Here is a 25,653-nt window from a genome sequence, read left to right on the forward strand (position 1 = left end):
ACCGTTATATTTTTTACTCTTAGTTTTAACCATATTCCAGAGTCCCGTTTCAGAGTTTAACTTTTTTTTGGTATTCCTGGAAATTCGGGACATAATCTCAAGAATTCTACGGAAATTCCTCTTCTATTTTCAGATCTGTAAAATCCGCTTTTTCCCGAACCGATAATAATTAGGAATGTTTTCCCCTATGCAGAATATTTTCCAATTAAGAACGAAAAGACTCCTTCTTTCTTTTACAAGCCTAGGAGTTTTATTGTTTTTTTCCGTTTTTATTCCGGATTCGGGAAGTTTCGCAGAAGAACCGCAAACCCAAAAGAAAATTTCCAGGATCGGCGACTTTGCTGAGAAAGAATTTCAAGAAGCTTGGAGAAAATACTCCAAAGAGAAAGATGCAAGGCCGTTGAAAGAATGGTTCAAACAACATGGGACCGTTCATATAGGCGAGTGTAAGTTCAGATCCACTCATGAAATGGAAGAATTACAGGTTCTTTATCTGGATTGCCCCGGAAAAAAACTGTACGGTTTCTTTTATTCAGGTGAAGAAAGATTACGTTCTCCGGAAAGAATAGATTCCTTCCGAGTGAAAGGTCCGGTAAAGTTAGGAAAGACCGTTTATTGGGAATTGGAATTTTCCGCTGAAAATTTGAAGGCCGCAAGTTCCAAACCTATTCCAGGCGGTAAATCCAATCCGGAAACAAAATTAGTGGAAAAAGCTTCCACCGTGAATTTTGGTCTGCAATATTTCTTAAGCATAGCAAAACATCCGATAGATCGTCCGACTCCTAAAGGAAAAGAGATCTTTTTTGATTCTTCCTGCCCTCTTCTTTACTTGGGGAAGGATGCGGATTTTTATTGGGACAAGTCTTTGTATTATTCTTTCCAAGCCAGTTGTTTGCCGGATTCTCCTTATTCCTGGATCAGGATCAAAGCGGATCTGAGCGGAAACGTCTTAGTGGATAACCAACCCACGGAAGAACTCCAAGAAGGAGCCCGTTACCTGGCAAAATTGAAATTAGAATCGGTAGAAAAGGATAAAATTGTATGGTCCGACGCGGAGTTATTTCATGAATAAGTTTTGGATACTTCGCGCAGGTTTTATCCTGATCTTGAGTTTTCCCGTTTTTTCCCAAACGAACGGGAACCCGGATCTTAAAACTTTATTGAACGGTGTTGTCATCGTCAGAAGCGATATTTATCCCGATGCGACAGATCCTTTGGAGTTCGGGGACCAGGATCTTTCTCGCGACGTCGGTTCCGGGTTCATAATTGCAGGAAATAGAATATTAACGAATGCCCATGTGATCTCCGAATCTAAGTATTTGAAAGTTAAACGGTTTAATAGTAGCAAATATTATAGTGCAAAGGTGGAATTTATAGGTTTCGATTGCGATCTGGCCTTGATCTCCGTGGAAGACGAAGAATTTTTCTCCGGAGTAGAACCTTTGGAAATCACCGAAGAATCCCCTTCTCTCGGCAGTAATCTTTTGATGCTCGGTTATCCGGAAGGTGCGGAAAATCTTACTTTGGAAAACGGTTTAGTCAACCGTGTAGAACGATTAAGATATTCTTTCACGGGCTTAGATTATAGAAAGGTAATCCGTGTAGGCGCCAATATTTTACCCGGTTATTCAGGAGGTCCGGCTATTCAAAACGGAAAAGTAGCCGGTATTATTTTCGAAGTCAGTCAGATCCAAGGAAATACGGCGTATCTCATTCCGCCTGAAGTAGTACAACATTTTTTAAAAGATATACAAGACGGACAGTATGACGGATTCCCATTCGTAGGTTTTACATTCCAAAATGGGAACTCCGAATCCGTGAAAAAGTATTTAGGGGTTCCTCAGAATCTGCAAGGAGTGCTTGTGAATAAGGTATATCCGAATTCTTCTTTTTCGGATGTTTTGCAGACGGATGATTTTTTATATAAGGTAGACGAGGCTTATTTGAACAATGAGGGTGGGCTTTTGGAATTTACGGGAAGAACGATCGTAGATCTGATCGAACCGGGCTTTGTGGGTCAAAAGCTCACATTGTATTTTTATAGGAACGGTAAAAATTTTAAGATCCAAGCCGAATTAAAAAAGACGGATTCCTTGGAACTGTATAGAGATCGCCAGATCAAAAGTTTTTTAGGAGCGGGACTTTTATTTCAGCCCGTAAATCGGGCATTATTCGGTAAAGAAAGCCAAAGAGTGGAAACAGCTCTCAGATACCATTACAGTTATTTTATACAAGACGATCTTTTTAAATTTACGGAAAGGGATCTGATCTTGACTACCATCTTTCCGGATCCACTCAACTCCAAATATCTAAATTATCGTTTTAAAATATTAGAATCCATTAATGGAAAAACCCCTTCCAATATCGCCGAATTTAAGGATTATTGGAAAAAATACTCAAATGGGACCATAGTTCTCAAATTCAGAGGTGTTGGTCTTCCTTTGGTTTTGGATGCCAAAACCGTTCGAACCATAGACTTACGGGTCAGAAAAAGATTCGATATCAAGTCGGACGAATCCAAGGAGGGAAAATGAAATTTTATCGATTCGTATTCCTTCTAGTCTTTGCTCTTTTAGGAACTTTAGGAAATCTAGAAGCGAAGGCGGATTCGGAATTTTCACTTCTGGTCCATTTTAGAAAGTATTCTCATCACAATCCTTTCCAAAAAGGGACTCCTTATCAGAAAAAAATTCCTGCGATCCGTTTGGATGAAAGAACCGCACTTGCACTTTTAAAACCCGGAGAAGTGCCGCTATTCGCCGAAATACATCCGGAAGAGTCCGCAGGGAGAAAGGCCTACTTCCAAAAAGTGGATCTGGATACTGGACTTGGTATCGTTCTTCTTCCGGAAAATTTCGGAAGATCCAAAAAGGTCTCTCCTATCGCGATCTTAGAGGAAAACCCCAGGGCGCAAGGAACATGCTCCTCCTTCTTTCAGAATTTTGAATGGGGAAGTTTAGAATTTTCTAAATCGATTTTACCTCTTTCCAAACTTTCCAGAAAGGAAAACCAAGACGGGGCCAGGAGTTTTCTTTTTTCAGGGAAAAAAGTCTGCGGATTTACCGACGGGACTTGGAATGCAGGTGCGGAACTTCTTCGTAGATTTTATCAGAGCAGATTTTCTTCTCTTTCTCCTTTTCCTCACCCGGGTTTTTATGCGGAAGGCTCTTTAACTCCTGCGGAAGAGGATTATTATTTCCCGAAAGGTAGCGTGGGTGCGGTTGTTTCGGAAGTTCTTCCCGGGATCGGTCCGATGCATAATCTATTTCCAGGAGATGCTGTACTTTCCGTAAACGGGATCCCGGTTGCCTCGAAACAAAAACAAGCATTATACGATATCCTACTCAGCAAAGGTGGATCTTATTTGAATTCGGGAGAATGGGTAACTCTTTCTTTGTATCGTGACGGCAGAAAAAGAGAGATACGTTATCAGCTAAAACCTTACAACGAGGATTCATTTTTGATCCCGGAAAGTTCCGATAAGATCGCACCTAAATATTTGATCGCGGGCGGTTTACTTTTCACGGAACTCACTCATACGTATTTGAAAGAATACGGAGAAAAATATAAATCTGCAAGCGACAGAAAGTTAGTATTCTTAGCCGAAAGTTATTCTAAAAAACTTCATCCGGAAAGGAGCCGTATCGTATTACTTTCCAGAGCCTTCCCGGATGAAAAGAACAGGGCCTATCAGGAATTCCAAGACTTGATCTTAGAATCTGTGAATGATAAGGTCGTGGACTCAGTAGAAGGTTTGAAAGCAGCCATATCCGAAAATAAGGATGAGTTTCTGGTCTTCCGATTTTCAGGAAACAAACTGGCGGTTTTCGATAAGTTGGAGTTAAAAAGTTTGGATGAAAGGATAAAATCCTTATATTCTCTTGATTCTCTAGATAATATCCGCTGACAAAATTCTTGACTAGAATACCTTTCCGGGGTTTCCTTTTGTTTCCCGAATAAAACCATTCGGAAGTTCTGAATTAGGAATTTATTATGAAAATCCTTTTCGTTGATGACGAAGAAGTTATCCGAGATCTGTTTCAGGAAATTTTCGGCAGCGAATACGAACTAGTTCTGGCCGGAACCGCGGAACAGGGCTTAACCTTAGCCGAATCGGAAACTTTCGATCTGATCATCACCGATATTCGCCTTCCAAGGATGAACGGAATAGAGTTCATCACTAAATTGAGGGAAAAAGGAGTGGATACTCCTTTTATCGTCATCACAGGAAATCAGGACATCCAAATCTCCATCAATGCCCTTAGATTGGGAGCAGTGGATTTTTTCCTAAAACCTTTCCGGATGGAGGCGATCCGTTACTCTCTCTTAAGATTTAAAAATCTATTTTATGCGGGCAAGGACCTTGTTGACAAAAGGATGTTCCAAGTCCGGGAATCCAGACAGAAGTTCGCACTTCTTCCCAGGCTTGGCAATCTAAACCAATACGTTCATTTGATCCTGAAATCTCTCTCGCATCTTCCCAACCTACATAGCGAGGACCAACTTTCTTTAAAAGTGGCTTTGTATGAATTGATTGGTAACGCAATCGAACATGGCTGCGCCCGTATCAACTATCACCAAAAACAAGAGTTGATGTTCCAAGAGAACGATTACTTCTCTTACGTGGACAAGATCTGCGAATCCAAGGAAGAATGGATTAAGGTAGAAGTGGATTATGACGACACAAGAGTAACTGTGATCTTGGAAGACGGAGGAGACGGTTTCGATCCTGCAAGGGTTCCGGACCCGGTGCAAGATCCGAATGCAAGCCAACTTTCGGGGAGAGGAATCTTTTTAGTCCGTATGAATGTGGATTCTCTTTCTTATAACGATAAGGGAAACTAAGTCACATTCGTAAAGAAACTCCAAAAATCGGAAGTAAAGCAAAAGCAGGCTTAATCGATCCATTGGTAGGATAGAATATTCTTATATTAGAATATTCTATCCTACTTGGCGGATGGTTTGTAATACGCTAAAAAATAACCGCTGAGCAAAAACCAAGAAGGGATTTGTCCCAAAAAAAACGCTCCTGCCGCTCCCATTGTCCCGTATTCAGGGATCAGAAGATTGTCCAAAATTAATCCGAAGATCAATCTCACTAAAGCAAGAATAGCAAGTAATCTAGGTTGTCCTAACGCAAATAAGGCCATACCTAACGGTGAAAACACCAATTGAAAAAGATAATTCGGATACAATAATTGGAATACGGGAACGGATTCGGGATATTTCCCGGAAAATAATGCGGAAAAAACCCAATCTCCCAGAAACACCCAAGGCCCTAATGCCAACGCAAATACTACTGCGACTAAAATGGATTTACCTAAATAATTGGTGAATTCCTTATTTTCCGTCATTCTTGAAAGTTTAGGATAGATCATGGAATTCAAAACGGAAAATAGGATCACAAATCCACTAAAAGGTTGTAAAGCGACACCGTATGCGGCCACTGCCTCGTTCGAATGGTATTTGTTCAGAAAAAAAAGTTCCATTCTATCCGAGACGATAGCAAACAAAGAAGCTAAAAACGCATAACGGTTGAAGGAGATAAGTTCTTTGGTTTGTTGTCGGACATCCTCCTTGTCTCCTGCCCAATGTAGTTTCCCTCTAGGAAATAAAAAGAAAAATAATACGATCGTAAAAACGGGGGCAACGGAGAAGATCCCAAGTATGTCCAAATGCCCTAAGGCATGATCCGAAAATTGATCCGCTAAATAGAGGATCAAAATTCGGATCAAGTTCGGAAGCGGATACCAAATGGATAGTGCATGATATTGTCCGAAAGAAACAAATATACTTTCGAAATAGGAATTGAAAGAAAGAACAAAGCTACCGAATACCAAAAGGAAAGCTGCGAGTGCATTCTCCTTTAAAAAATATACCGCAACGCCGGTAACAAACACCAAAAGGAATAATGCGACCCATTTTACCCAAAGAGAAGAAGCGAGAAGCACTCCGATCTTACGTTTGTCTTCGGTCATAGGAGAAAGAAATCGTACCAAAGCGGTAGGCAATCCGAATTCAGCCACTGCTAAAAGTACAGGCAAAAATCCGGAGTAATATTGGAAGATACCGTTCTCATTCTTACTCAAGATCCGAACGGAATAGACCATGAAGATAAAATTCAGTAGGGAGGCTACAACCTTGGAAAACCCTACTGAAAAAAAGCTGCGTATGAATCCGGAGGTGCGTAATCTTCCAAAACTTTCGGAAATGAATTGTAAAGAGGATCCAAGGCGAAGCATGAAGTTAAGTCAGATAGATGCCTCCGCGTATTCTTTTTAAAAGAATGGGAGCGAGATGGCCAATATAGTAACACACGATCCCATACTTAAAGTATCTGGCAACCGGATTTTCCCCGAATAGAGAAGAGAGAATTTTTCCGAGGACCAAATAAAAGACCAAGATCCCAAGAATAATCACAGCAACTCGGACTAAAAATACGATCCAAGAATCGACTGATTTCCAATCCAACCCTGCCCTCTTGTTGTACAAAATCCCGATCCCGAAACCTGCAAGTGCACCCGCAGAAGAGATCACCTGCTCCCAAGATTTGTTGGTGGATTCCGGTTGGCTTGGGTCATGTAGAAGAACGCTAGGCACGGTGAAAGCTAAAATGAAAAGTACAAGCGACTTTAGTCTTTTTTGGTCCGGAGAAGTTCCGGTAAAACTAGCCTCTAAAATTTCCGGATCTTTTGAGAACCAGAATTCCAATCCCAAAAGTATAAGTATTCCTAAAGTGAAACCGCCTAAGGTATCCCCCAAAAAATGAAGTCCCGCATACATTCTAGAAATCGGCATGAATAAGATCAAAAACACGGTGAGGATCCTCACCCAACGAATTCGTACATGCAAAAATAATGTTCCGTATAAAACCACAGCAGTCTGCACATGTCCGGATGGAAATCCGTATGAACCTTCCATGATCCCAAGCTCGGAGGGAAAAGGTAAACCGATCGGTCTAGGCATTGTAAGAAGGGCCTTAAATACTCCATTCACAATTCCTGCGATGAGCAGCCCCAAAGTCATCCTTAGCCCTATCTTACGATCTACACAAAGATAGATCAAAGAGACCAAGGCCATAAAAAAGAGAGAAGAGCCCAAATAATGGAACAAAATTGTGAAAGGATCCAATACGAATTTTAAAACGGAAATATGAAGAGCCTCTAAAGGCGAGTTAGAGAATAAGATCTCTTTCCAAAGGAAACTATCTGTCATAAAAACGAACATATAAAGTTTCGGTTTTAAACGCAAAATGAATTCTTTTCCGGATTTCTCTCTTCTTTTGGTTTTTAGAACATTCGATTTTTAAAAATTGGAGCCCATTTATAAAATATCTAATGAACAATTTGTGACTATTGTTTGAGTTCCTACATTGGATTTGCTTGAAACGTTGGAATTCCTTAAGACTTCTCCAAACCCCTCTCCAAAAATCAAGGTTGCTAGATTCTGATTCGTATAGCATGATAGATATATAGATGGAATTTATTGAACGATCGTTCTCCCAACTACAAAACAAACAAAGTTCGGTTAAATTTTACCCAGGCTTGAACATTAGGAGAATATAATGGAACCGGAAGTATACATCCCCCGTAATAAATTAAAATTTGTGACCGCTGCATCCCTTTTTGACGGCCATGATGCTTCCATCAATATCATGAGAAGAATACTCCAATCCTCCGGGGCGGAAGTGGTTCATTTAGGTCATAATCGATCCGTCCAAGAGATCGTAGACTGTGCCATACAGGAAGATGTGCAAGGGATCGCCGTAACAAGTTATCAAGGCGGTCATGTAGAATATTTCAAATATATGATAGATCTTTTAAAAGAAAAAGGAAGTTCTCATATCAAAGTATTCGGTGGAGGCGGAGGGACTATTCTTCCTTCCGAGATCCAAGAGCTGGAAGCTTATGGGGTTTCTAAAATATACTCTCCCGACGATGGACGCTCCTTGGGCCTGCAGGGAATGATCAACGATCTATTACAAAAATCTGATTTTATTCCGCCTCATAGATTTAACGGGAATCTGTTCTCAGAGATCCGTAAAAAAAATCCGATCGCGATCGCAGAATCCATTTCCTTAGTGGAATCTTCGGAAAATGATCCGAAAAAAGTTGATCCTAAAAAATTGGATTTTCCGATCTCAAAAAAGACCATCCCGGTTTTAGGGATCACCGGAACCGGAGGAGCAGGAAAGTCTTCTCTTACGGACGAACTTGTAAGAAGGTTCATCCACGATTTCGAAGACAAAACGGTAGCAATCATCTCCGTCGATCCTTCCAAAAGAAAAACGGGGGGTGCACTCTTAGGAGATAGGATCAGAATGAACTCGATCTCGCACCCAAGAGTTTACATGAGATCCTTTGCCACGAGAGAAGCGAATATCGCGCTGAACCGAAATGTTAAAAAAAGTTTGGACGTTCTCAAGAGTTCCGAATTCGACTTAGTTATCGTTGAAACCGCCGGGATCGGACAAAGCGATTCCGAGATCACGGAAGTGTCGGATCTTTCTCTTTATGTTATGACCCCTGAATTCGGTGCCGCTACCCAGCTGGAAAAGATCGACATGATCGATTACGCAGATCTCATTGCAGTCAACAAATGTGATAAAAGAGGAGCGTTAGACGCAATCAGGGACGTTCAAAAACAATTCCAAAGATCCAGAAAATTATTCGACCAGACTCCGGAAAAGATGCCCGTTTTCGGAACGATCGCTTCTCAATTCAACGATCCAGGGACTAACAATCTGTATGTTGCATTGATCGACTCTTTAAATCAAAAATTCGGTCTAGGTTGGAAGTCCAATTTTGCTTCCAGCACGGAAACAAGTCAAAAGATCCATATCATTCCCCCGGACAGACAAAGATATTTAGCAGAGATCGCGGAAGAATGCGAGAAATACGAGAACTTCGTCAAAAAAGAATCCGAAACCGCGGAAGTATTGTACAGGATCAAAGGTACCATAGACGTATTAAAAGAAAGAGGAAAAAAAGTATCCGATCTAGAAGAGGAATATTCCAAAAGAGAAGCGGAACTTCATCCGGACACCAAAAAGATCCTGAAAGAATGGGATTCCAAACTGGAAAAATATTCCGGGGAATTTTTCGCATATAAGGTCCGGGACAAAGAGATCAAGGTAGAAAATTTTACAAAATCGTTAAGTAATCTGAATATCCCGAAGGTTTCCGTTCCGAAATTCCGCAACTGGGGAGAGATCGTAAAATGGTCCTATACGGAGAATTTCCCTGGAGAATTCCCTTTTGCTGCGGGAGTTTTTCCTTTTAAAAGAACGGGAGAAGATCCGACACGTATGTTCGCAGGAGAGGGTGGACCGGAAAGAACAAACGCAAGATTCCATTATGTGAGCCATGGAATGCCCGCCCATCGTTTGAGCACTGCTTTCGATTCTGTCACTTTGTATGGGGAAGACCCCGGGCTTCGTCCCGATATTTACGGCAAGATCGGAAACTCAGGAGTAAGTATCGCAACTCTGGACGACGCTAAAAAACTCTATTCCGGTTTTGATCTTTGTAGTCCGAGCACTTCCGTATCTATGACGATTAACGGACCGGCACCGATGCTTCTATCCTTCTTCTTGAATACCGCAATAGACCAAACCTGCGAGAAGTATATTCGTGCAGAGGGAAAAGTAGAAGAGGCAAAATCCAAACTTGCGGAGATCTATTCCAAAAAAGGAGTTCCGATCCCGCAATATAAAGGAGAGATACCGAAAGGAAACGACGGTTTGGGGCTTCTTCTTTTAGGGACCACCGGCGATAAGATCCTGCCTAAGGAAATTTACGAAAAGATAAAAAAAGAAACTCTTTCTTCCGTGCGTGGAACAGTGCAGGCGGATATTTTAAAAGAAGATCAGGCACAGAATACCTGCATTTTCTCCACCGAGTTTGCGTTAAAACTAATGGGGGATATCCAGGAATATTTTATCTGGAATAAAGTGCGTAATTTCTATTCCGTTTCCATTTCCGGATATCATATTGCCGAAGCGGGAGCCAATCCTATCACTCAGGTTGCATTCACGTTGGCAAACGGATTTACATTCGTAGAATATTATCTCTCCCGAGGAATGAAGATAGACGATTTTGCTCCGAACCTTTCCTTCTTCTTTTCCAATGGGATCGATCCTGAATATGCGGTGATCGGAAGAGTCGCACGTAAGATCTGGGCTAAAAGTATGAAATACAAATACGGCGGATCGGAACGTTCCCAAATGTTGAAATATCATATTCAGACTTCCGGTCGTTCTTTACACGCGCAAGAGATCGCTTTCAACGATATAAGAACCACTTTACAAGCATTATACGCAATCTACGACAACTGCAACAGTTTACATACGAACGCGTATGACGAAGCGATCACCACTCCGACAGAAGAATCCGTGAGAAGAGCGATGGCAATTCAACTTATTATCAATAGAGAATTGGGCCTTGCAAAAAACGAAAATCCTCTCCAAGGCTCCTTTATTATAGATGATCTCTCCGATCTTGTGGAAGAGGCGATCTTGTCCGAGTTCCGACGTATCTCCGAAAGAGGCGGAGTTCTCGGTGCAATGGAAAGAATGTACCAGAGAAATAAGATCCAAGAAGAATCTCTGGAGTATGAACACAGAAAACATGCGGGAGAAATACCGGTTATAGGAGTGAATACTTTTTTGGGCAAAGATGGGTCTCCCACCATTCTTCCGGAAGAAGTGATCCGCTCTACCGAGGAAGAAAAAAAGGCACAGATCAGAGAGTTGGAAGCATTCCAATCCAGGAACCAAGTAGATTCAGCTAACGCCTTAAAGGATCTGCAATCCGCCTGTCTTTCCGGAAAGAACGGTTTTGAGGCCCTCATAGAAGCAGGAAAGGTCTGTTCTTTGGGACAAATGACCCATTCTCTCTACGAAGTTGGCGGCCAATACAGAAGAAGTATGTGACCGACTATGTGATACAAATCAATTCGAAGTATCTTTTTTTGTTTCCCTTAGGATTTCATGGTAGAAAATTTGGTCCAAGACCATGACTTCTTCTGCAATCCAGTTTACAGAGACACATGTATACGCTGAAAAAAAACGATTTAGAGTCGTTTTTGTTCGGAACGTATGTTCTGTCGAAACGGAAGAAATTGGTCTGATCCTACAAAAGATCCAAGAAATACAACCGGTAGTTGTGGAGTTAGATCTGGAAAACGTAGTGGCCATCCCCTCTCTGATCTTGAATCGGATCTTAAAACTATTAGCGGAATTAAAAACGAAAGGAGTCCCGGTGGAAATCAAAACCAGCGAAGGACTCAAAACCGTTCTGAATCGACTGAAAATCTCCCTTCAATGAAAACGATATCCATCATTCTCACCCAATGTTTCCTTTTCCAAAGCCTGGTTTTCGGAAGCGGTTGGTTCTGCGGAATGCTCGCCGGGGAAATCAAACTTTGCCATTGTAATCACGGTAGCCAAAAAGAAAAACACTCCGCTTCCGAGGACCAAAGATTCTCTTCTAAATTGGCGGATGCCGGAGAAGATCATTCCAATTCTAAACCTTCTTCCCTCCCTGACTGTCATTCCGCAAAATCTGGCGAGGCACATAAATGCGCCTGCAAAAAAGCGAAAGATAAGGCTTCTTATTTAAGCGGGACCATCTGCACTCAATTTTTCACTTATTCCAAATTGGAAAACATCGCTCCTCAAACCTTGGACTCAGAACTTTTAGGTCGGATCCAAGAGGATTCCGGAGTTATTGTTTCCTTCGATCTAGAACGACCCCCTCGATTCTCCTAAACTTTTCCTAAACCTCGAACGAGGAAGCAAGGGGAACCTTTATCCTCAAGCTTATAATCCGTCCAAATAATCGCTAATCCGGACGGCTATTATACGAAAAATCGGAAAGTGAAATACTTTCCTCAGGAGAATATTATGAAATATTTATATAGATCCGCTATTGCGGCATTATTTATCATATTCGTCGCTTGCGACGGATCTTCCGGCTCGAACAATACAATGCTCGCCCTTGCAGCGCTGACAGCCCAACAACAAGGGATCCAATTCAGCGCTGTCGTAGGCGATAGCAATGCCGGTTGCGGAGAAGATATTTCCGGCCACGGAGATTCTCAATCCAGTTCCGTCACCATCCAACACGTAGCGGGAGTAATGCCTATCGGTCTAAAAGATCTGAGATTCTACGTTTCGGAATTCGAATTAGTGGATCAAAACGACAATGTGGTCGATTTAGACGTTCCTAATACGGGCATTTGGCAGTATGGTGGGGTTACTCTTTTGGATTTCGAAAATGGTAAAGGAAGCTGTAGTGGAACAGCCGAAACCAATAATTTTGTCCAAACTTCGGTAGAAAATAAAACCTATAAAACCGTACGATTCACCGTCGGAGTTCCGGAAACTCTCAATCATATAGATTATAACAATGCACCTAGCCCTTTGAACATTTCAGGACTCACCTGGGGATGGACTATGGGGTATAGATTTTTCGTAGGAGAATTTTTATCCAACGACGCTGCAACGTTAGGAAACGCAGCGGTTTTGCATATTGGATCGACGGGCTGCTCCGAATCAGGAGGAGTTTATACCTGTACGAATTCGAATCGTTCCGTAATCGAAATAACTCCAACCGAAGGATTTAATCCTTATACACAAAAGATCCAATTCGATCTCAAAAAAGCGGTCGCCGGCTGGGATATCAGCTCAGGAAGCCTATCCTGCCATTCCATGGGAGCGATGGATAGTAACTGTTCCACCGTTTATCCTAATTTCGGTTTGGACTATTCCACCGGAAACGCAGGATCCGTTGCCCAAACCGTATTTGCGGTAGTATCCAAGTAAGAACGATAACGATGGTTTCGGTCATTCATGCCGAAACCGGAGTATTTTATGAATAAATATATTACGTTTTCTTTATTATTTCTTCTCTTTCTCCAATGTACACAATTGGGATTGGAGAAGGAAAAAAGTTCCGGATCGGAAGGTATACTTTTGCTCTTAGGAACTTCTCCATCCGAAGGAACTCCTTATACATGGAATCTTCCCGCCGGTTTTCCCAAGCCGAAAGTTCCGAGTGATAATCCGATCACTGTGGAGAAAGTCGAGTTAGGTAGGTTTTTGTTTTACGATACAAGATTGTCCGAAAACGAAACCCAATCCTGCGGTAGTTGTCACAAGCAGGCGGATGCGTTTACCGACGGATTGGTCGTTTCCGTCGGCTCCACAGGACAATCTCATCCGAGGAATGCCCAACATCTCTCCAACGTTGCATATAACCTCAGGCAAACTTGGGCGAATCCCCTCTTAAAAAAATTGGAAGATCAGGCAAGAGTCCCTATGTTTGGGGACAATCCTGTGGAACTTGGAATGAAAGACAGAGAAGATCTTTTGTTGGAAAGATTACAAAATGATCCTGATTATGTTTCAAAATTTAAGGCGGCATTCCCGAACGACCAGAACCCATTTAGCGTATTAAATATTACGAAAGCATTGTCCAGTTTCCAACGAACGCTTATATCCGGAAACTCCGCTTATGATAAATACCAAGCAGGAGATCTTTCCGCCCTAAGCGCTTCTGCGATCCGAGGGAAAAACCTATTTTTCGGAGAAAGAGCGGAATGTTTCCACTGCCATGGCGGTTTTAATTTTACGGATACCGTCCTTCATACGGGAACAGTATTCGAAGAAGTTACGTTTCATAATAACGGGTTGGATTCTTCCCGATTCGTAAGTCCGAACGGTGGACTCTATGAATTCACCTTCCAGGAGTCGGATCGTGGAAAATTCAGGGCGCCTTCTCTCAGAAATGTGGAACTCACCGCACCTTACATGCATGACGGTTCAATTCCGGACTTATTGTCTGTGATCAACCATTATACAAACGGAGGGACAGGTGACGGAACTACGAATCCGAATCGGGACGTTTTTGTAAGAAACTTTTCATTATCCGAATCCGAAAAACAGGATCTGGTGGAATTCCTAAAAAGCCTGACGGACACGGAATTTATCACCAACCCTAAATTTGAGGATCCATTCTGAAATTTTATAAAAACATGATCCAGAATAAAATAAAATTCGAATATATCTTCCTACTTCTATTCTCTTTTCAGGCTTGCACCTTTGGGACATTAGGGAATTCCGCGAAAGAAGAATCGGAAGAACTTCAAGCTCTGTTCCGAATTTTGGACGAAAGAAGAGCTATTATTTCTCCCTGGTTGTACTACTCGGACGATCAGGGAGATCCCGATATAGGTTCTTTTACATTAAATGGAAGTTCTACTTATCAGATCCAACTCACGAATAATGAAGTTGTCCTAGAAAGTATTTCTATGTTGTTCAAGGCTCCTGAAAATTCTTTCTCGGTTTCTTCTTCTTCGGATGGAGGATATCATATATTCCATTCAGGAGGTTCGGAAACTCCCACAACCGGAACAGGTTCCTACTCTAAAAAATACGGGATCAAGGGAAGTTTTTCTCCGGGAGATATCTCCAGCTCCAATTTTAATTCCTTAACCGGAGCAGTCAGAAGACAAAGTTTATCCCCCTTTCCCCCCGTGCCTTACGGGACTTTGGAACATATTTACGGGGAATTTTCGGACATTCTTCTTACATTCCAAATTTTTAATGGATCAACGACTAAGACGGTCCATTTAGAATTACGAGAAGCCGAATTCCAAGTGGAGGTTTCCTGCGCATTGGAAATACCCTATACGAAAAATATTCCTTTCTCCATAGGTTTAAGAACGGACGGATTACTTTCCCAGAGAGCCGGATCGTCTTTCTCTATTTTGGACGGGATCTTTTCGCTCCCCTCCTCCGAGATCACGATCAACGATTTCCAGAATACGGTTTTACATTCCGAAATCCTGGAGAACCTGAAAACGAACGGCCAAGTTTTGATATTTTATTCATGTTTCTAATTATAAAAAAACGATTTTTGATAACCTTTATCCAAGGGATTGTATCCTTCTCTTTGCTTTTGTTAGGAGGAGAAATTTTCGCTCATCACGCTGCAGAAGGACAAAGTTTGATATCTTCCACAAGATTTGTGGATCCTTTTACGGGAAAAAGGGAAAAACCATCCGATTATTTTTTACTTACACAGGATTTCCAAAAAGGTACGATTGATAACTCCAATTTACATACCACCACTGTTTTCGGTGAATTCAATTTTGCAGGCGGTAAATTCGCTGCAAACTTTAGCGCTCCTTGGACGTATTATGAACAGAAGGATAGAAGTGATGCGGCTCGTTACGGCAAAGCCTTCATAGGAGCCAAATGGAATCCGTTGATAGATACGGGCTGGCCTTTTTTCATTATTTTAGAAGGTAGGCTCGGTTTTCCTTCAGGTGCGGATACCGATAAATTTGCAGGAGGGGATTATTATTCCGGGATCACAAATCTTACGTTAGGAGCTACTTGGAAAGAATTTTTATTCGTACTTCGAGGTTCCGGGATCTTCCCTCTTTCCAAGGATTATCCAAGCATGGATAACCAATCGGGACTTCCTTATTGGGCCCGAAGTTCCGCTACTCAGACATCAGAAGAACGTCAGGAAATCCAAAAAATCACACAGTGGTTTGCATACGTTACCTATTTTTGGACCAAAGATTTTAGCGTTTTTGGAGGATTTTTATATAGGACTCCTTATGTTAACGTGATCGGAGGCGGTAGTCTTTTGGAAGAAGATTCCGAAACCCAAAAAAAATTCCCGAAAGCTTTCAAAGAAGCTAGTTTAGGTTTCAATTATACTCTGACGAAAGGTACTTACCTCACGGTCGCAGGACGTCTTCCTTTGATCCGGGATCCGGAGATCCGTCTTTATGATTATGCGATCACTACTTCCATTTCTTTTGAAATTCCGGAATGGAGAGATTCCGCCAAAAAATCGGAGAAGGAAGCGGAAGAATTCGAATCGGAAGAGGACTTGGAGAAAAAGTAATCTGCGGTTTTCTCACTGAAAGTTTCGCATAGAGTTCACGGAGGGTTTTCTCACGGAAAAGAGCAAAGTCGCGAAGAGTTTGGTCGATAATTTTCAAACTTGGTGATTTTATATTTTTACGATGTTGGAACTCCAGCGTCAAAACTCTCAGTGAACTCTGTATACTCGGTGCGAACCTAAAAGAATTATTAATTAGAATATTCTAATCCCAAAGGGATTGAAAGCAGAGAGCTGAATTTTTTTCAAAACTTTGGAATCCCGGTTTGGCCACACATTCTTCCTCAGTGGAGGGAAAATAATCGATCCCTCCTCCCTCATATTTGATCCGACAACATCCTTGAGTCTGAGAAGGTTTTTCTTTTTTGGGGGAAACCTCTTGGTTCTTAGTATCCTTGGGAGGTTCCGGAGAAACTCCGAAAACGGAAGTCGCGATCCAACAGAGATAACTCAAGATCAAAACCAAGATCCGAGTTCGGAAATTTATCATACTTATTTTATTTCCCGAATTACATTCCAAGGCAAGGAAAAATCCCTGAATTCAAAAAGTGAAGTCAAGTTTTTACGTTGACTCTAAGGCCTTACGAAGGTGACAAAGGGAGAAAAGTGTAAAGGCCGAAAAGGTATTCGAATGAAAAATCTCCGCTCAATTTTACCTGGACCTAAATCCGTATCAATATCCGTGATCTTCCTTACGATCTCATTCAGCCAAGTTTGGGCGGAAACGATCCTTTTAAAGAACGGCGAAAAAACCTACGGAACCGTAATCGATCAATCCACGGATACCGTTACGATCCTGAAAGAAACCAAAAGGCAAACTTTGGCCAAGTCACAGATCTTAAAGATCATCTTCAAAGATATCAAAGATGAGGCGGAACTTGCAAAAGTATTCGAAGCTGAAAAAAAGAAACTGAATAAAGACGGAAAGAAGCCCGAAAAAGAAGAACAATTGGACACGATCCTTCTAGAACAAATGATTAAGGAGAACAGTTATAAGGCGGTCCAAAAACGTCTGGCATTGATCGAAAAATACATAGACGAGCAAGATTCCAGCTGGGAAGAATATATTTCCGCCAATAGAAATCCTTGGGAACCAGTTTGGAAATCTGCGATCCTCCCTGGATGGGGACTTTCCACCATGAAACATGAGAACTATGCGAGGGCTTATCAGATAGCGATCGGTCTTTCGTTTATCGTTGCAATCGGCGGAAGCCAAGCTGCAACGGAACAAGGTAATAAAGCGGAAAATCGTCTGAGTAAAATTTTATTCGAAGATCCTGTTACGTATGCGCAGATCCAAGGCTCCGGTATTACGGGCGCCTCAGTTCTTGTGACTAAATTACAATCGGACAGTATTTCAGAATACAATTCCTTCAAAAGCAAGGAAAACCAATATGAAACCTATAGCAGAACAGGACTTTATGCGGGTATCGGGTTATATTTGATCCAATTGGCCCAGAGTTATTTTTTAGGCCAAAAATGGGCGACCCATAATATCATCCAAACGCCTTCCGGAGAAGCAGTCAAAGAAGGATTCAATTTCAAAAGTAATTATATGCCGATCGCTGCCGGTGGCGCGAGCAATCTATGGGAATACCGCACCGACCTAAGATATGTGAGCAGTTTCTAAATTTCCGGAATAGAATGCCCCTTTGATTTCAACCAGTCCTGATCGTATAATCTGGACTGGTATCTTGCTCCGCTGTCTGCCAGAACGGTAACGATAGTATGTCCCGGGCCTAATTCTTTTGCAAGTTTTACGGCGGCCCCTACATTAATCCCGCTGGAACCGCCGACAAACAATCCGTCTTTGCGCAGAAGAGTATAAATAAACTCCAAACATTCCGCATCCGTAACTCGGATCGCATCGTCAAAAGGAGCATCCTTCATATTTTCGGTAATTCTTCCGTTACCTATCCCTTCTGTGAAAGAATTCCCTTCCGAGGAAAGTTCCCCTTTCTTTACAAAATTATAAATTGCTGATCCATAAGGCTCTGCTACGATCGTTTTGATCTTCGGATTTTTTTCCTTTAAGAACATTGCAGTTCCGCTAAATGTTCCTCCAGTTCCGAGCGACGCAAGCCAAGCATCCACTTTCCCATCCGTTTGTCTCCAGATCTCGGGCCCGGTTGTATGATAATGTGCTAAACGGTTTGCCATATTGTCGAATTGGTTGGCCCAGATTGCATTCGGGGTTTCTTCCGCAATTCGAGCGGAAACTTTTACATAATTTCCAGGATCCTTATAGGGAACGGCAGGAACCGTTCTGACCTCAGCCCCAAGTGTCCTAAGTAGATCTATTTTTTCTTTCGATTGTGTATCAGGGATCACGATCAGGCATTTATATCCCTTTGCATTGCAGATATGCACAAGTCCGATCCCCGTGTTTCCGGCGGTGCCTTCGACCACTGTCCCGCCGGGCTTTAAGAGCCCCTTCTTCTCCGCTTCTTCAATAATGAATAATGCGGCCCTGTCCTTAACGGAACCTCCCGGATTTAAGAATTCAGCTTTTCCTAATATTTCACAGCTTGTTTGGTCCGAAAAATAATTCAAACGGATCAAAGGAGTGTTCCCTATCGCATCCGCAAAACCTTTTTTGATCTCCATAAGAGCCTCTTTATTATAATATTTTTATAATCCGCTATGCGATTTTCAAGAGCAAATGGCTCTAATGTATACCGATAAAAAAAGGAAAGCAAATCCACTTTAGTGGACCGGCTTTCCCCTCGAATTTTTCCGATTTTTTTTGTTCCGGAAAAACGATCTATGTTTTTGAACGGCTCTTATCGTTCGTAAAGCAAGCTTCAGGAGCAACGTAACTAAAGTTTCGCCGCGCGAGCTTTAGGAACTACTGGCCTTATGCAATCGTTACGTCTTTGGACAAATAAACGTCTTGGATGGCGTTTAACAATGCAACTCCGTCTTTCATCGGCTTTTGGAATGCCTTTCTTCCCGAGATAAGTCCCATTCCACCTGCTCTTTTGTTAATGACTGCAGCTTTGACTGCGTCGCCTAAATCGTTGGAACCGGAAGGTCCGCCGGAGTTGATCAGACCGATCTTACCCATATAACAGTTGGCTACTTGGTATCTAGCCATATCGATCGGATGCTCGGAAGAAAGATCGGTGTACATCTTATCGTCTTTTTTGCCGAATTTCAGATCTCTAAATCCACCCAAGTTGGTCTCAGGTAATTTTTGTTTTACGATATCCGCTTCGATGGTTGCAGCCAAGTGGTTTGCTTGTCCGGTAAGGTCGGTTGCGATATGATAATCAGCCTTATCGTTTTTGAAAGAGTCGTTTCTGAGATAAGCCCAAAGAATGGTAACAAGTCCAAGTTCATGAGCTCTATGAAAGGCTTCCGAGATCTCTTGGATCTGTCTAGAACTTTCGTCGGAACCGTAATAGATAGTAGCTCCTACGGCTGCAGCTCCCATATCAAATGCCTGCTCCACATTTGCAAAGAGGATCTGGTCGAATTTGTTCGGATAACTTAGAAGTTCGTTATGATTGATCTTAACTACAAAAGGGATTTTGTGCGCGTATTTTCGGGAAACCAATCCTAAAACTCCAAGAGTGGAAGCGACTGCGTTACATCCACCTTCGATTGCAAGTTTTACGATGTTTTCCGGATCGAAATACGCAGGGTTTTTAGCGAAAGATGCCCCAGCGCTATGCTCGATTCCTTGGTCCACAGGAAGGATGGAAAGATATCCCGTTCCGGCAAGACGCCCTGTATTGTAGATGGATTGGAAATTTTTAAGAACAGAGTTGTTTCTGTCGGTCTTAGCAAAAATTTCGTCAATGTAATTCGGACCAGGGATGGTCAGGGTTTCCTTGGGGATGGTTTTAGAGACATGATTTAAGAGAGAATCCGCTTCCGCACCTAATGCGCTCTTGATTTTATCTAACATTCCAGTTATACCTATTGGTTTTATCGATCTGATGACTAGTTTTGGAGCGAAGCCCAAAATTTCCATCGATTTTCGGCAAGAAATCCCAGGCTCGGAGTGAGCTTAAAGCACAGCCCCTATTTTGTCTGCACAGGAAGGCGGATATGGAAATCAGTGCCGGAGCTGGATTTTTGAACATCCAGTTTCCCTTGATTGGATTGTATGATCCCATAACAAACGGAAAGCCCCATCCCTATCCTAGAGTCATCGGATTGAATCCGCTCAAAAGGTTGGAAGGCATTTTCAGGATCTAGTTCTCCGTTCAAGGTCCCGGAAAGCCTTAAGACCAAATCCTTTCCCGGATCTGTTTTATTATCTTCTAACACGGCATTAAAATAGATTGTGCTTCCTTTTAGATCCGAACCGACCCCATCCGCATAAAAATACAAAAGGTAATATAATACTTCTTTAATTTGATTCTGTTTTAAGAAAACATCCGGCAGATCGTCGGAAATATTTTTGGAAATTTCCAGATTTTTAGACTTTAATAATTCGGAGATAATCCCTTCCACCCCGACTAAAATATCGTCCAGCTTACACCAACTAGGTTCTTCATTGTCCGAACGGGAGAATAAGATCAGATTTCGGATTATACCGGAGATCCTTTCTCCTTGTTCTATGATCACTCTGGCATAATTTCGAATATCCGCAGGAAGATCCTTTTTGTTCCGAATAATATTTCCATAATTGATCACCCCCATAAGTGGATTATTGATCTCATGGGCGATACCCGCGGCCAATTTCTGGATGGACTCCAATCTTTTTTCGGATTGGATCACCTTCTCCATTTCCGAGATCCTTTTTTCCGATACGGACAAAAGGTCCAATTCGGAGAAGGTTACGATACTTCCTACAATCCGATTTGCCTCGTCCCGAATAGGAGAAACTCTGAATCCCACTCGGATCTTTTTATCATCCTTTTTTACTAGGACTGCAGGGATATATCTGAGATTATGACCTAAATTATCCGGATGTTCACCAGAACCGATCTGGGTTTGGATAAAAGAAAGGACCAAATCTCCCGGTTTTCCAAGCGCCTCTTCCAAAGTCCAACCTGTCAGTTCCTCTGCGGAATGATTTAGAAAAATGATATTCCCATCTCCATCCAAAGAAACTGCACCTTCCGAAATACTTTGGATCACATTCTTAAATTCTTTACCGCTTTCCTTGACTATACCCAAACGTTTTTGTTGGCGAAGTGCGATCTCAATCGAAGACTTAAGTTGATGATTTTGGAACGGTTTAGTGATATAAGCATAGGTAGAAGCCGCGTCCATCGCCCTCATGAATGTGGAGTCGTCGGTATACGCAGTCATAAAAACGATCGGAACGTCTTTGATCCTTTGGATATGTTGTGCTGTTTGGATCCCGTCCATATCCCCTTCGATAGAGATATCCATAAGGACCAAATCAGGATCGGTTTCCTTAAAAATAGATTGTGCGTCCAGACCGTTTGCGGCAACTCCCGCAACCTTATAACCTAAATTTTGAAGAGTCTTTTGAAGGTTGAAAGATAGAAGCCACTCGTCCTCGACGATTAGAATATTCGGCTGTTCTGAAGAAGAACTCATGTTCGCTAATAATATATTCCAGAGATGGTAAAAACTGCGGCTCTCCCGTTATGCTCCCACGTTAGGAGCGAATTGGGAAATCCTTTTTTAGGAATATGATTGTTTCCGCAGAATTTTCAAAACTTTCGTTTAGATCCATTTTATCATCAATAAATCCGGGAATAAATCGCCGAATTTTCCGGATTTATAAACAGTCCTATTTTATTGTCTTTTTCGAATTTTAGTCCTCATTTTTCCGCTCATTCGACTAAAAGAACCAAAAGCTTGTCATAGTTCCGACCTCTTTTTTCCAAAAAAAGTCCTTGAATCGAAGCTCCCTCAAAACTACACTTTGGGCCTAGAGGTAGCCATGCTGGTAAAAGATATCTTGGAGAAAAAGGACCGAAAGATCCTCTCGGTGGAGCCCAGTACCACCGTTTGGGAAGCGATCCGATTTATGACCAAGTATGATATAGGTTCCGTGATCGTGCTAAAAGAAGGGAAACTCGCCGGTATATTTACAGAAAGGGATTTACTTCATTTCGCCTCGACAGATCGGGAAGCGGTATTCGAGAAGACAGTGGCGGATCTAATGTCCACCACATTGACTACAATGCAGCCGAACGATCAAGTGGATGAAGTACTTTCCATTATGCTAAAAAAAAGGATCCGGCACATGCCAATTTTGGATGGAAACAGATTGGTGGGAATTGTCTCCATTGGGGACGCTGTTAAAGCCAAAATTGCGAAAACGGAAGAAGAGAATAAAAACTTAAAAAATTATATATATAGCGAGTCCGGATTTATCTGATCCAGTTTCTTCCTTCTGACCGGGATTCTCTCGATTACCGAACCTTCTCGAATCGTATAGAAAAATGCCCCGCCTGGACTATATCCAGGGGGCAAGTGGCTCACATTCGGGTATTCCCGTTATTTCCTAAAAAGTAATATCATTACCCAAACCCGCAACTCTGTTTTTTGGAAATCGGGTTGCCGGAATCACTTTTCCGGTAAGTATAGACTTAAAAGGTCGAGCTAAAATCGGACCTAAAGACAGAGATGAAACTCCTTTTAATTATATTATTCGCATATTTAACGTATCGTTTTTTACAAAGACTCATGTTTCCACAAAGGAATGAAGGTTCCGGTTTCAGAGTTGTGTTTCCGGACCGGGAATATTCTCCCAGAGAAAAAGACATTTCCGATAAGGGAAGAGTAGTAGAAAAGGGAGAATGATTCCAGGAATGAATATACGGTTTTCCTATTTTATAATTTTTTTATATTCTTTCTTCTTTTTTTCCTGCTTGGGAATGAGCGGAGAATTCGGCTGGGCCTTGGTTGATGAGACAAAACAAAGTTTATTGGAGAAAAAATTTACCTCCGTCCAGGAATTTACCCTTACGAGAGAAAAGTTGATCTTTCCCACGAACAAAACATTGGTATATCTTTACAAATTTTCCAGAACGCCTAACCCGGAAGCGGAGATCTACGTGAGTCTGAGTAGATTTCAGGTGGGATTTAACGAGATAGAAGTACGACGTAAAAGGCCCGAACTTTCCAGTTCTAGCATCACGGGAAGTTTTCAAGAATTGATCGCAGGTAAATATCTGATCAAAGTCTCCTATGAGGGAGAAGTGATCGATCAAGTAGAATTCAGAGTAATAGAACCGGAAGAAAGGGAAGAAGAAAAAGAATCCGGTATAGACGATGTGGAAAAATACACTAAAGCGAAAAAATCTTTAAACCAATAAATGCCATCGCACGTTGGAGTTCCTACATCGCGACTTAAACCGGTTGTTGCAACTCCAACAAACCGATCCTAATACGTATCTCCCGAAAGCGGATCTCTTGGATACGGATCTCTTTGCATTCCATCCTCTAAAATTTTATTGATCCGTTCTATATTTTTCAGAGCCAAATTGATCTCCGTTTGATTCCCTACTTTCAGAATCTCTTCGTTCATTCTTTTGGATTCCCCGTAATTTTTTTCGAATTCATACAATACGGATAATCTTTGCATCGCTCTCGGTCCGGGAGACGCATCCAACTTGGTTCGGATAATATCCATTTTTTCCTTGGACTCTTCCATCTCCAAACTTTTCAGCCGGTACTGTGCCATGTCCTGGTCGTTTGTTCTTTCCAAGAGACCTTTTTTGATCTGGAGTAATTCCTTTTTTCCTAGGGAATATTTTTCTTCTTCTAATCTTAAATTTTCCCGGAGACGATCGTATGCCTGGACGGATCTGATCAATTCCTCTTTTTCTTTAGGGGGTTTTTTCTCGTATCTATATAATTTAGAAATCCCTAAATAAGCAAGGACCTCCATCCTGATCCTTTCTTGCGAATCAATAAATGATAGATCGGAAGCGGTCGCCTTTTCCTGCTCTCGAATTTGCAGCCAATCCTCGTAATATTTTTTTCCGGATTCTAAATTGCCCAGTTTGCTTTCGAAAAAATTTCCAAGCTCGAATGCATAGATCCCTTTTTTCTTAGGATCAGGTTCCGATTGATAATATTTTTCGTAAAACTCCGCAGCCAAAACATATTGTTTGAGTTCGGTATGAAGAGAAGCAATCGCACGATATACGTAAGCCATCTCCGAGGGAGTTTTATTCTCTTTTAAGGCTAGAGCCAAATATTTTAAGAAAAAATCCAATGACTTGGATTTTTTACCGGACGCCTTTAACTCTTCCGCCAAGGCCAGAACTACCGGCGAATATTCGGGATCTAAACGAAATGCCAACTCGAGTAATGCGGCGTATGCAAAGAAGTCCGTATTTCTTTTATAATCGAATAGAACGAATATCCCCTGCCCGCTCACAGAGGTTTTATTGACTACTTTTAGTCTTTCCTTATTCTCATTCTCCGATTCTTTTACGAACTTCGCTAAGGTAAAAACCGTCTCTGCGTCTTCTCTGGATTTTCTTTTAAAAAACGGATAATAATTATTTTCGAAAGAATCCTTATAGGCGTTTGCCGCTTTTTTGAGCGCCTCGTCCGCATTCTTTAGATCTTGTTTTGCAAGAGTGATATCGTTTGCGGTGACTTTGCGTGCATTCGCAGGCGGATTGGATTCGAAGATCAGGTCCTTCTCCCTTACGGAAGCAGCTTCCAAAAGATGGATCCTATCCTTCGCTTTTTCAAGGTCTAAATTCGCTTTTTCTAATTCTTTTTTTGCATTCGCATGTTCTTTCGCTCTTTCTACTTCGTTCGTATCGTACAATTCACGAAGCCTTTCTTCCTTGGAAAATGCCTCTTCGGTATGCGAAAAATCCCTGTATCTAAGTGCAGCTAACGCTTCTTCCAATGCCTTGAAGTTTTGTTTTTTCTTGGAATATTCTTGGCTCAGCAACCAATGAAGTTCGAATAGAATCGGAGAATCACGAAGTTGTTGGCCCCCCGTGATCTTTCCTAACATTTTTAAGATCAATAAACGTAAACTATTACGATCCGTTTTTTCGGTGAAGATACGGCCGAGCCTTCTTTCTTCTTCCGTTCTTTTTGGATCCACGAATTGAGCGTAGTACGGATCTAAAACCTGGCGAATAGATGTGATCGGATCGGAAGCCGTTTCGGAAGAATTGAGTAAGTTCTCCTTTAATGTGCGAAGGCTCGCAGGAGGAATTATCTCATGAGGAAGTGTATAAATACCTGCAGGATCTAATCTTTGGTCCTGCTCATCCGCTTGCGTTTGGACGCCTCCTACCGACCAAAATAAGGTCAGAAGTACCACGCCCAGTCCGAGGCGGGTTTGTTTCATTTCGCCCCGGCACCCAACTCCGCTAATTCTTCAGATCCTAGGATTTTTTCGATATCGATCAGGATGATGAACCTATCGTCCTTTTTACCGACACCCGTGATATAACGGGAGGAAATTCCCTTGATAGAAGGAGGAGGAGGATTGATTGTTTCCGGAGGAAAAAGAGCTACGTTAGCCACCTTGTCCACTATGATACCGACGGATTCTCCACCGATCTTTACTACGATTGCACGATCGTAACCATGCTCGTGAGTATGAGGAATATTGAGTTTCACACCCAAATCCACCATCTTGACTACCTTACCTCTGATATCCATGATACCTGCAAAGTAGTTTTTGGATCTTGGGACCTTGACCAGGTTATGGATCTTGATGATCTCATCCACAAGAACGATCGGAAGAGCGTATTCTTCCTCTCCCAAGCTAAATAAAATGTACTGGTGTTCGATTTCGGCGGACATTCCCCCT

Annotated in this window: 23 protein-coding genes; 15 read left to right on the forward strand and 8 right to left on the reverse strand. The window is 41.9% G+C overall.

Annotated features, from left to right (window positions below; all coding sequences use genetic code 11):
- Positions 1-187 precede the first annotated feature (187 nt).
- From LEP1GSC192_RS00510 to LEP1GSC192_RS00525, 4 genes are all read left to right on the forward strand, one after another.
- Positions 188-1,072, forward strand: coding sequence for a hypothetical protein (locus LEP1GSC192_RS00510; protein ID WP_020767968.1), 885 nt, complete (start codon positions 188-190; stop codon positions 1,070-1,072).
- Positions 1,065-2,534, forward strand: a complete 1,470-nt coding sequence (locus LEP1GSC192_RS00515) for a S1C family serine protease (protein ID WP_020767991.1) — start codon at positions 1,065-1,067, stop codon at positions 2,532-2,534. Before LEP1GSC192_RS00510 ends, LEP1GSC192_RS00515 begins: the two co-directional genes overlap by 8 nt.
- Positions 2,531-3,907, forward strand: coding sequence for a PDZ domain-containing protein (locus LEP1GSC192_RS00520; protein WP_020767977.1), 1,377 nt, complete (start codon positions 2,531-2,533; stop codon positions 3,905-3,907). Before LEP1GSC192_RS00515 ends, LEP1GSC192_RS00520 begins: the two co-directional genes overlap by 4 nt.
- An 86-nt stretch (positions 3,908-3,993) precedes the next feature.
- Positions 3,994-4,845: an ATP-binding protein gene (locus LEP1GSC192_RS00525; RefSeq protein WP_020767990.1), complete on the forward strand. Its 852-nt coding sequence runs from the start codon at positions 3,994-3,996 to the stop codon at positions 4,843-4,845.
- Positions 4,846-4,946: 101 nt separating this feature from the next.
- On the opposite strand, the gene LEP1GSC192_RS00530 is transcribed toward LEP1GSC192_RS00525, so the two are convergent.
- Positions 4,947-6,242 (reverse strand): oligosaccharide flippase family protein, encoded by a 1,296-nt coding sequence (locus LEP1GSC192_RS00530; protein WP_020767987.1) that lies wholly within the window; start codon positions 6,240-6,242, stop codon positions 4,947-4,949.
- 4 nt (positions 6,243-6,246) lie between these two features.
- Positions 6,247-7,251, reverse strand: a complete 1,005-nt coding sequence (locus LEP1GSC192_RS00535) for a phosphatase PAP2 family protein (RefSeq protein ID WP_020767904.1) — start codon at positions 7,249-7,251, stop codon at positions 6,247-6,249.
- Between the two features lie 313 nt (positions 7,252-7,564).
- Between LEP1GSC192_RS00535 and LEP1GSC192_RS00540 the strand changes: the two genes are divergently transcribed.
- From LEP1GSC192_RS00540 to LEP1GSC192_RS00570, 7 genes are all read left to right on the forward strand, one after another.
- A complete protein-coding gene (locus LEP1GSC192_RS00540) occupies positions 7,565-10,933 on the forward strand; it encodes a methylmalonyl-CoA mutase family protein (RefSeq protein ID WP_020767935.1) in 3,369 nt (1,122 codons plus the stop codon).
- 82 nt (positions 10,934-11,015) lie between these two features.
- Complete coding sequence (locus LEP1GSC192_RS00545; protein WP_020767980.1) at positions 11,016-11,327, forward strand: hypothetical protein; 312 nt, start codon at positions 11,016-11,018, stop codon at positions 11,325-11,327.
- Positions 11,324-11,770, forward strand: coding sequence for a hypothetical protein (locus tag LEP1GSC192_RS00550; RefSeq protein WP_020767896.1), 447 nt, complete (start codon positions 11,324-11,326; stop codon positions 11,768-11,770). Before LEP1GSC192_RS00545 ends, LEP1GSC192_RS00550 begins: the two co-directional genes overlap by 4 nt.
- A 135-nt stretch (positions 11,771-11,905) precedes the next feature.
- The gene (locus LEP1GSC192_RS00555) at positions 11,906-12,826 is read left to right on the forward strand and encodes an MbnP family copper-binding protein (RefSeq protein ID WP_020767950.1); all 921 of its coding nucleotides are present in this window, start codon (positions 11,906-11,908) and stop codon (positions 12,824-12,826) included.
- 48 nt (positions 12,827-12,874) lie between these two features.
- On the forward strand, positions 12,875-14,023 hold the full coding sequence (locus tag LEP1GSC192_RS00560) for a methanobactin export MATE transporter MbnM (protein WP_036088604.1): 1,149 nt from the start codon (positions 12,875-12,877) through the stop codon (positions 14,021-14,023).
- A 14-nt stretch (positions 14,024-14,037) separates the two neighbouring features.
- Complete coding sequence (locus LEP1GSC192_RS00565) at positions 14,038-14,904, forward strand: hypothetical protein (RefSeq protein ID WP_020767898.1); 867 nt, start codon at positions 14,038-14,040, stop codon at positions 14,902-14,904.
- Positions 14,895-15,926 carry a hypothetical protein gene (locus LEP1GSC192_RS00570; RefSeq protein WP_020767966.1) on the forward strand — a complete coding sequence of 344 codons (1,032 nt, stop codon included), beginning with the start codon at positions 14,895-14,897 and terminating at the stop codon, positions 15,924-15,926. Before LEP1GSC192_RS00565 ends, LEP1GSC192_RS00570 begins: the two co-directional genes overlap by 10 nt.
- A gap of 202 nt (positions 15,927-16,128) precedes the next feature.
- Here LEP1GSC192_RS00570 and LEP1GSC192_RS00575 read toward each other — a convergent pair whose 3' ends face one another.
- A complete protein-coding gene (locus tag LEP1GSC192_RS00575; RefSeq protein ID WP_020767976.1) occupies positions 16,129-16,413 on the reverse strand; it encodes a hypothetical protein in 285 nt (94 codons plus the stop codon).
- A gap of 141 nt (positions 16,414-16,554) precedes the next feature.
- On the opposite strand from LEP1GSC192_RS00575, the gene LEP1GSC192_RS00580 reads away from it, so the two are divergent.
- A complete protein-coding gene (locus LEP1GSC192_RS00580) occupies positions 16,555-17,553 on the forward strand; it encodes an LA_0442/LA_0875 N-terminal domain-containing protein (protein ID WP_020767989.1) in 999 nt (332 codons plus the stop codon).
- Here LEP1GSC192_RS00580 and LEP1GSC192_RS00585 read toward each other — a convergent pair.
- The 3 genes from LEP1GSC192_RS00585 to LEP1GSC192_RS00595 form a co-directional block, all read right to left on the reverse strand.
- Positions 17,550-18,530, reverse strand: coding sequence for a cysteine synthase A (locus LEP1GSC192_RS00585; RefSeq protein ID WP_020767945.1), 981 nt, complete (start codon positions 18,528-18,530; stop codon positions 17,550-17,552). The genes LEP1GSC192_RS00580 and LEP1GSC192_RS00585 overlap by 4 nt on opposite strands.
- Positions 18,531-18,780: 250 nt before the next feature.
- Positions 18,781-19,836 carry a class I fructose-bisphosphate aldolase gene (locus LEP1GSC192_RS00590; protein ID WP_020767972.1) on the reverse strand — a complete coding sequence of 352 codons (1,056 nt, stop codon included), beginning with the start codon at positions 19,834-19,836 and terminating at the stop codon, positions 18,781-18,783.
- A gap of 116 nt (positions 19,837-19,952) precedes the next feature.
- On the reverse strand, positions 19,953-21,446 hold the full coding sequence (locus tag LEP1GSC192_RS00595; RefSeq protein WP_020767984.1) for a response regulator: 1,494 nt from the start codon (positions 21,444-21,446) through the stop codon (positions 19,953-19,955).
- A gap of 349 nt (positions 21,447-21,795) precedes the next feature.
- Between LEP1GSC192_RS00595 and LEP1GSC192_RS00600 the strand changes: the two genes are divergently transcribed.
- The 3 genes from LEP1GSC192_RS00600 (at position 21,796) to LEP1GSC192_RS00605 (ending at position 23,176) form a co-directional block, all read left to right on the forward strand.
- Positions 21,796-22,236: a CBS domain-containing protein gene (locus LEP1GSC192_RS00600; protein ID WP_020767934.1), complete on the forward strand. Its 441-nt coding sequence runs from the start codon at positions 21,796-21,798 to the stop codon at positions 22,234-22,236.
- Between the two features lie 248 nt (positions 22,237-22,484).
- Positions 22,485-22,661, forward strand: a complete 177-nt coding sequence (locus LEP1GSC192_RS19890; protein ID WP_020767970.1) for a hypothetical protein — start codon at positions 22,485-22,487, stop codon at positions 22,659-22,661.
- On the forward strand, positions 22,658-23,176 hold the full coding sequence (locus LEP1GSC192_RS00605) for a hypothetical protein (RefSeq protein WP_036088576.1): 519 nt from the start codon (positions 22,658-22,660) through the stop codon (positions 23,174-23,176). The genes LEP1GSC192_RS19890 and LEP1GSC192_RS00605 overlap by 4 nt, the downstream gene beginning before the upstream one ends.
- 68 nt (positions 23,177-23,244) lie before the next feature.
- Here LEP1GSC192_RS00605 and LEP1GSC192_RS00610 read toward each other — a convergent pair whose 3' ends face one another.
- Both LEP1GSC192_RS00610 and LEP1GSC192_RS00615 read right to left on the reverse strand, forming a co-directional pair.
- On the reverse strand, positions 23,245-25,185 hold the full coding sequence (locus LEP1GSC192_RS00610; protein WP_036088578.1) for a hypothetical protein: 1,941 nt from the start codon (positions 25,183-25,185) through the stop codon (positions 23,245-23,247).
- On the reverse strand, positions 25,182-25,646 hold the full coding sequence (locus LEP1GSC192_RS00615) for a chemotaxis protein CheW (RefSeq protein WP_020767890.1): 465 nt from the start codon (positions 25,644-25,646) through the stop codon (positions 25,182-25,184). The genes LEP1GSC192_RS00610 and LEP1GSC192_RS00615 overlap by 4 nt, the downstream gene beginning before the upstream one ends.
- Positions 25,647-25,653 lie beyond the last annotated feature (7 nt).

Origin of the sequence: Leptospira sp. B5-022, assembly GCF_000347035.1 — a bacterium.
GTDB classification, from domain to species: Bacteria; Spirochaetota; Leptospiria; order Leptospirales; family Leptospiraceae; genus Leptospira_B; species Leptospira_B cinconiae.

What these genes read in the sequence shown, in the direction of transcription:
- LEP1GSC192_RS00510 (WP_020767968.1), top strand. Translation starts at nt 188, where the DNA reads ATGCAGAATATTTTCCAATTAAGAACGAAAAGACTCCTTCTTTCTTTT.
- LEP1GSC192_RS00515 (WP_020767991.1), top strand. Translation starts at nt 1,065, where the DNA reads ATGAATAAGTTTTGGATACTTCGCGCAGGTTTTATCCTGATCTTGAGT.
- LEP1GSC192_RS00520 (WP_020767977.1), top strand. Translation starts at nt 2,531, where the DNA reads ATGAAATTTTATCGATTCGTATTCCTTCTAGTCTTTGCTCTTTTAGGA.
- LEP1GSC192_RS00525 (WP_020767990.1), top strand. Translation starts at nt 3,994, where the DNA reads ATGAAAATCCTTTTCGTTGATGACGAAGAAGTTATCCGAGATCTGTTT.
- LEP1GSC192_RS00530 (WP_020767987.1), bottom strand. Translation starts at nt 6,242, where the DNA reads ATGCTTCGCCTTGGATCCTCTTTACAATTCATTTCCGAAAGTTTTGGA.
- LEP1GSC192_RS00540 (WP_020767935.1), top strand. Translation starts at nt 7,565, where the DNA reads ATGGAACCGGAAGTATACATCCCCCGTAATAAATTAAAATTTGTGACC.
- LEP1GSC192_RS00545 (WP_020767980.1), top strand. Translation starts at nt 11,016, where the DNA reads ATGACTTCTTCTGCAATCCAGTTTACAGAGACACATGTATACGCTGAA.
- LEP1GSC192_RS00550 (WP_020767896.1), top strand. Translation starts at nt 11,324, where the DNA reads ATGAAAACGATATCCATCATTCTCACCCAATGTTTCCTTTTCCAAAGC.
- LEP1GSC192_RS00555 (WP_020767950.1), top strand. Translation starts at nt 11,906, where the DNA reads ATGAAATATTTATATAGATCCGCTATTGCGGCATTATTTATCATATTC.
- LEP1GSC192_RS00560 (WP_036088604.1), top strand. Translation starts at nt 12,875, where the DNA reads ATGAATAAATATATTACGTTTTCTTTATTATTTCTTCTCTTTCTCCAA.
- LEP1GSC192_RS00565 (WP_020767898.1), top strand. Translation starts at nt 14,038, where the DNA reads ATGATCCAGAATAAAATAAAATTCGAATATATCTTCCTACTTCTATTC.
- LEP1GSC192_RS00570 (WP_020767966.1), top strand. Translation starts at nt 14,895, where the DNA reads ATGTTTCTAATTATAAAAAAACGATTTTTGATAACCTTTATCCAAGGG.
- LEP1GSC192_RS00575 (WP_020767976.1), bottom strand. Translation starts at nt 16,413, where the DNA reads ATGATAAATTTCCGAACTCGGATCTTGGTTTTGATCTTGAGTTATCTC.
- LEP1GSC192_RS00580 (WP_020767989.1), top strand. Translation starts at nt 16,555, where the DNA reads ATGAAAAATCTCCGCTCAATTTTACCTGGACCTAAATCCGTATCAATA.
- LEP1GSC192_RS00585 (WP_020767945.1), bottom strand. Translation starts at nt 18,530, where the DNA reads ATGGAGATCAAAAAAGGTTTTGCGGATGCGATAGGGAACACTCCTTTG.
- LEP1GSC192_RS00590 (WP_020767972.1), bottom strand. Translation starts at nt 19,836, where the DNA reads ATGTTAGATAAAATCAAGAGCGCATTAGGTGCGGAAGCGGATTCTCTC.
- LEP1GSC192_RS00595 (WP_020767984.1), bottom strand. Translation starts at nt 21,446, where the DNA reads ATGAGTTCTTCTTCAGAACAGCCGAATATTCTAATCGTCGAGGACGAG.
- LEP1GSC192_RS00600 (WP_020767934.1), top strand. Translation starts at nt 21,796, where the DNA reads ATGCTGGTAAAAGATATCTTGGAGAAAAAGGACCGAAAGATCCTCTCG.
- LEP1GSC192_RS19890 (WP_020767970.1), top strand. Translation starts at nt 22,485, where the DNA reads ATGAAACTCCTTTTAATTATATTATTCGCATATTTAACGTATCGTTTT.
- LEP1GSC192_RS00605 (WP_036088576.1), top strand. Translation starts at nt 22,658, where the DNA reads ATGATTCCAGGAATGAATATACGGTTTTCCTATTTTATAATTTTTTTA.
- LEP1GSC192_RS00610 (WP_036088578.1), bottom strand. Translation starts at nt 25,185, where the DNA reads ATGAAACAAACCCGCCTCGGACTGGGCGTGGTACTTCTGACCTTATTT.
- LEP1GSC192_RS00615 (WP_020767890.1), bottom strand. Translation starts at nt 25,646, where the DNA reads ATGTCCGCCGAAATCGAACACCAGTACATTTTATTTAGCTTGGGAGAG.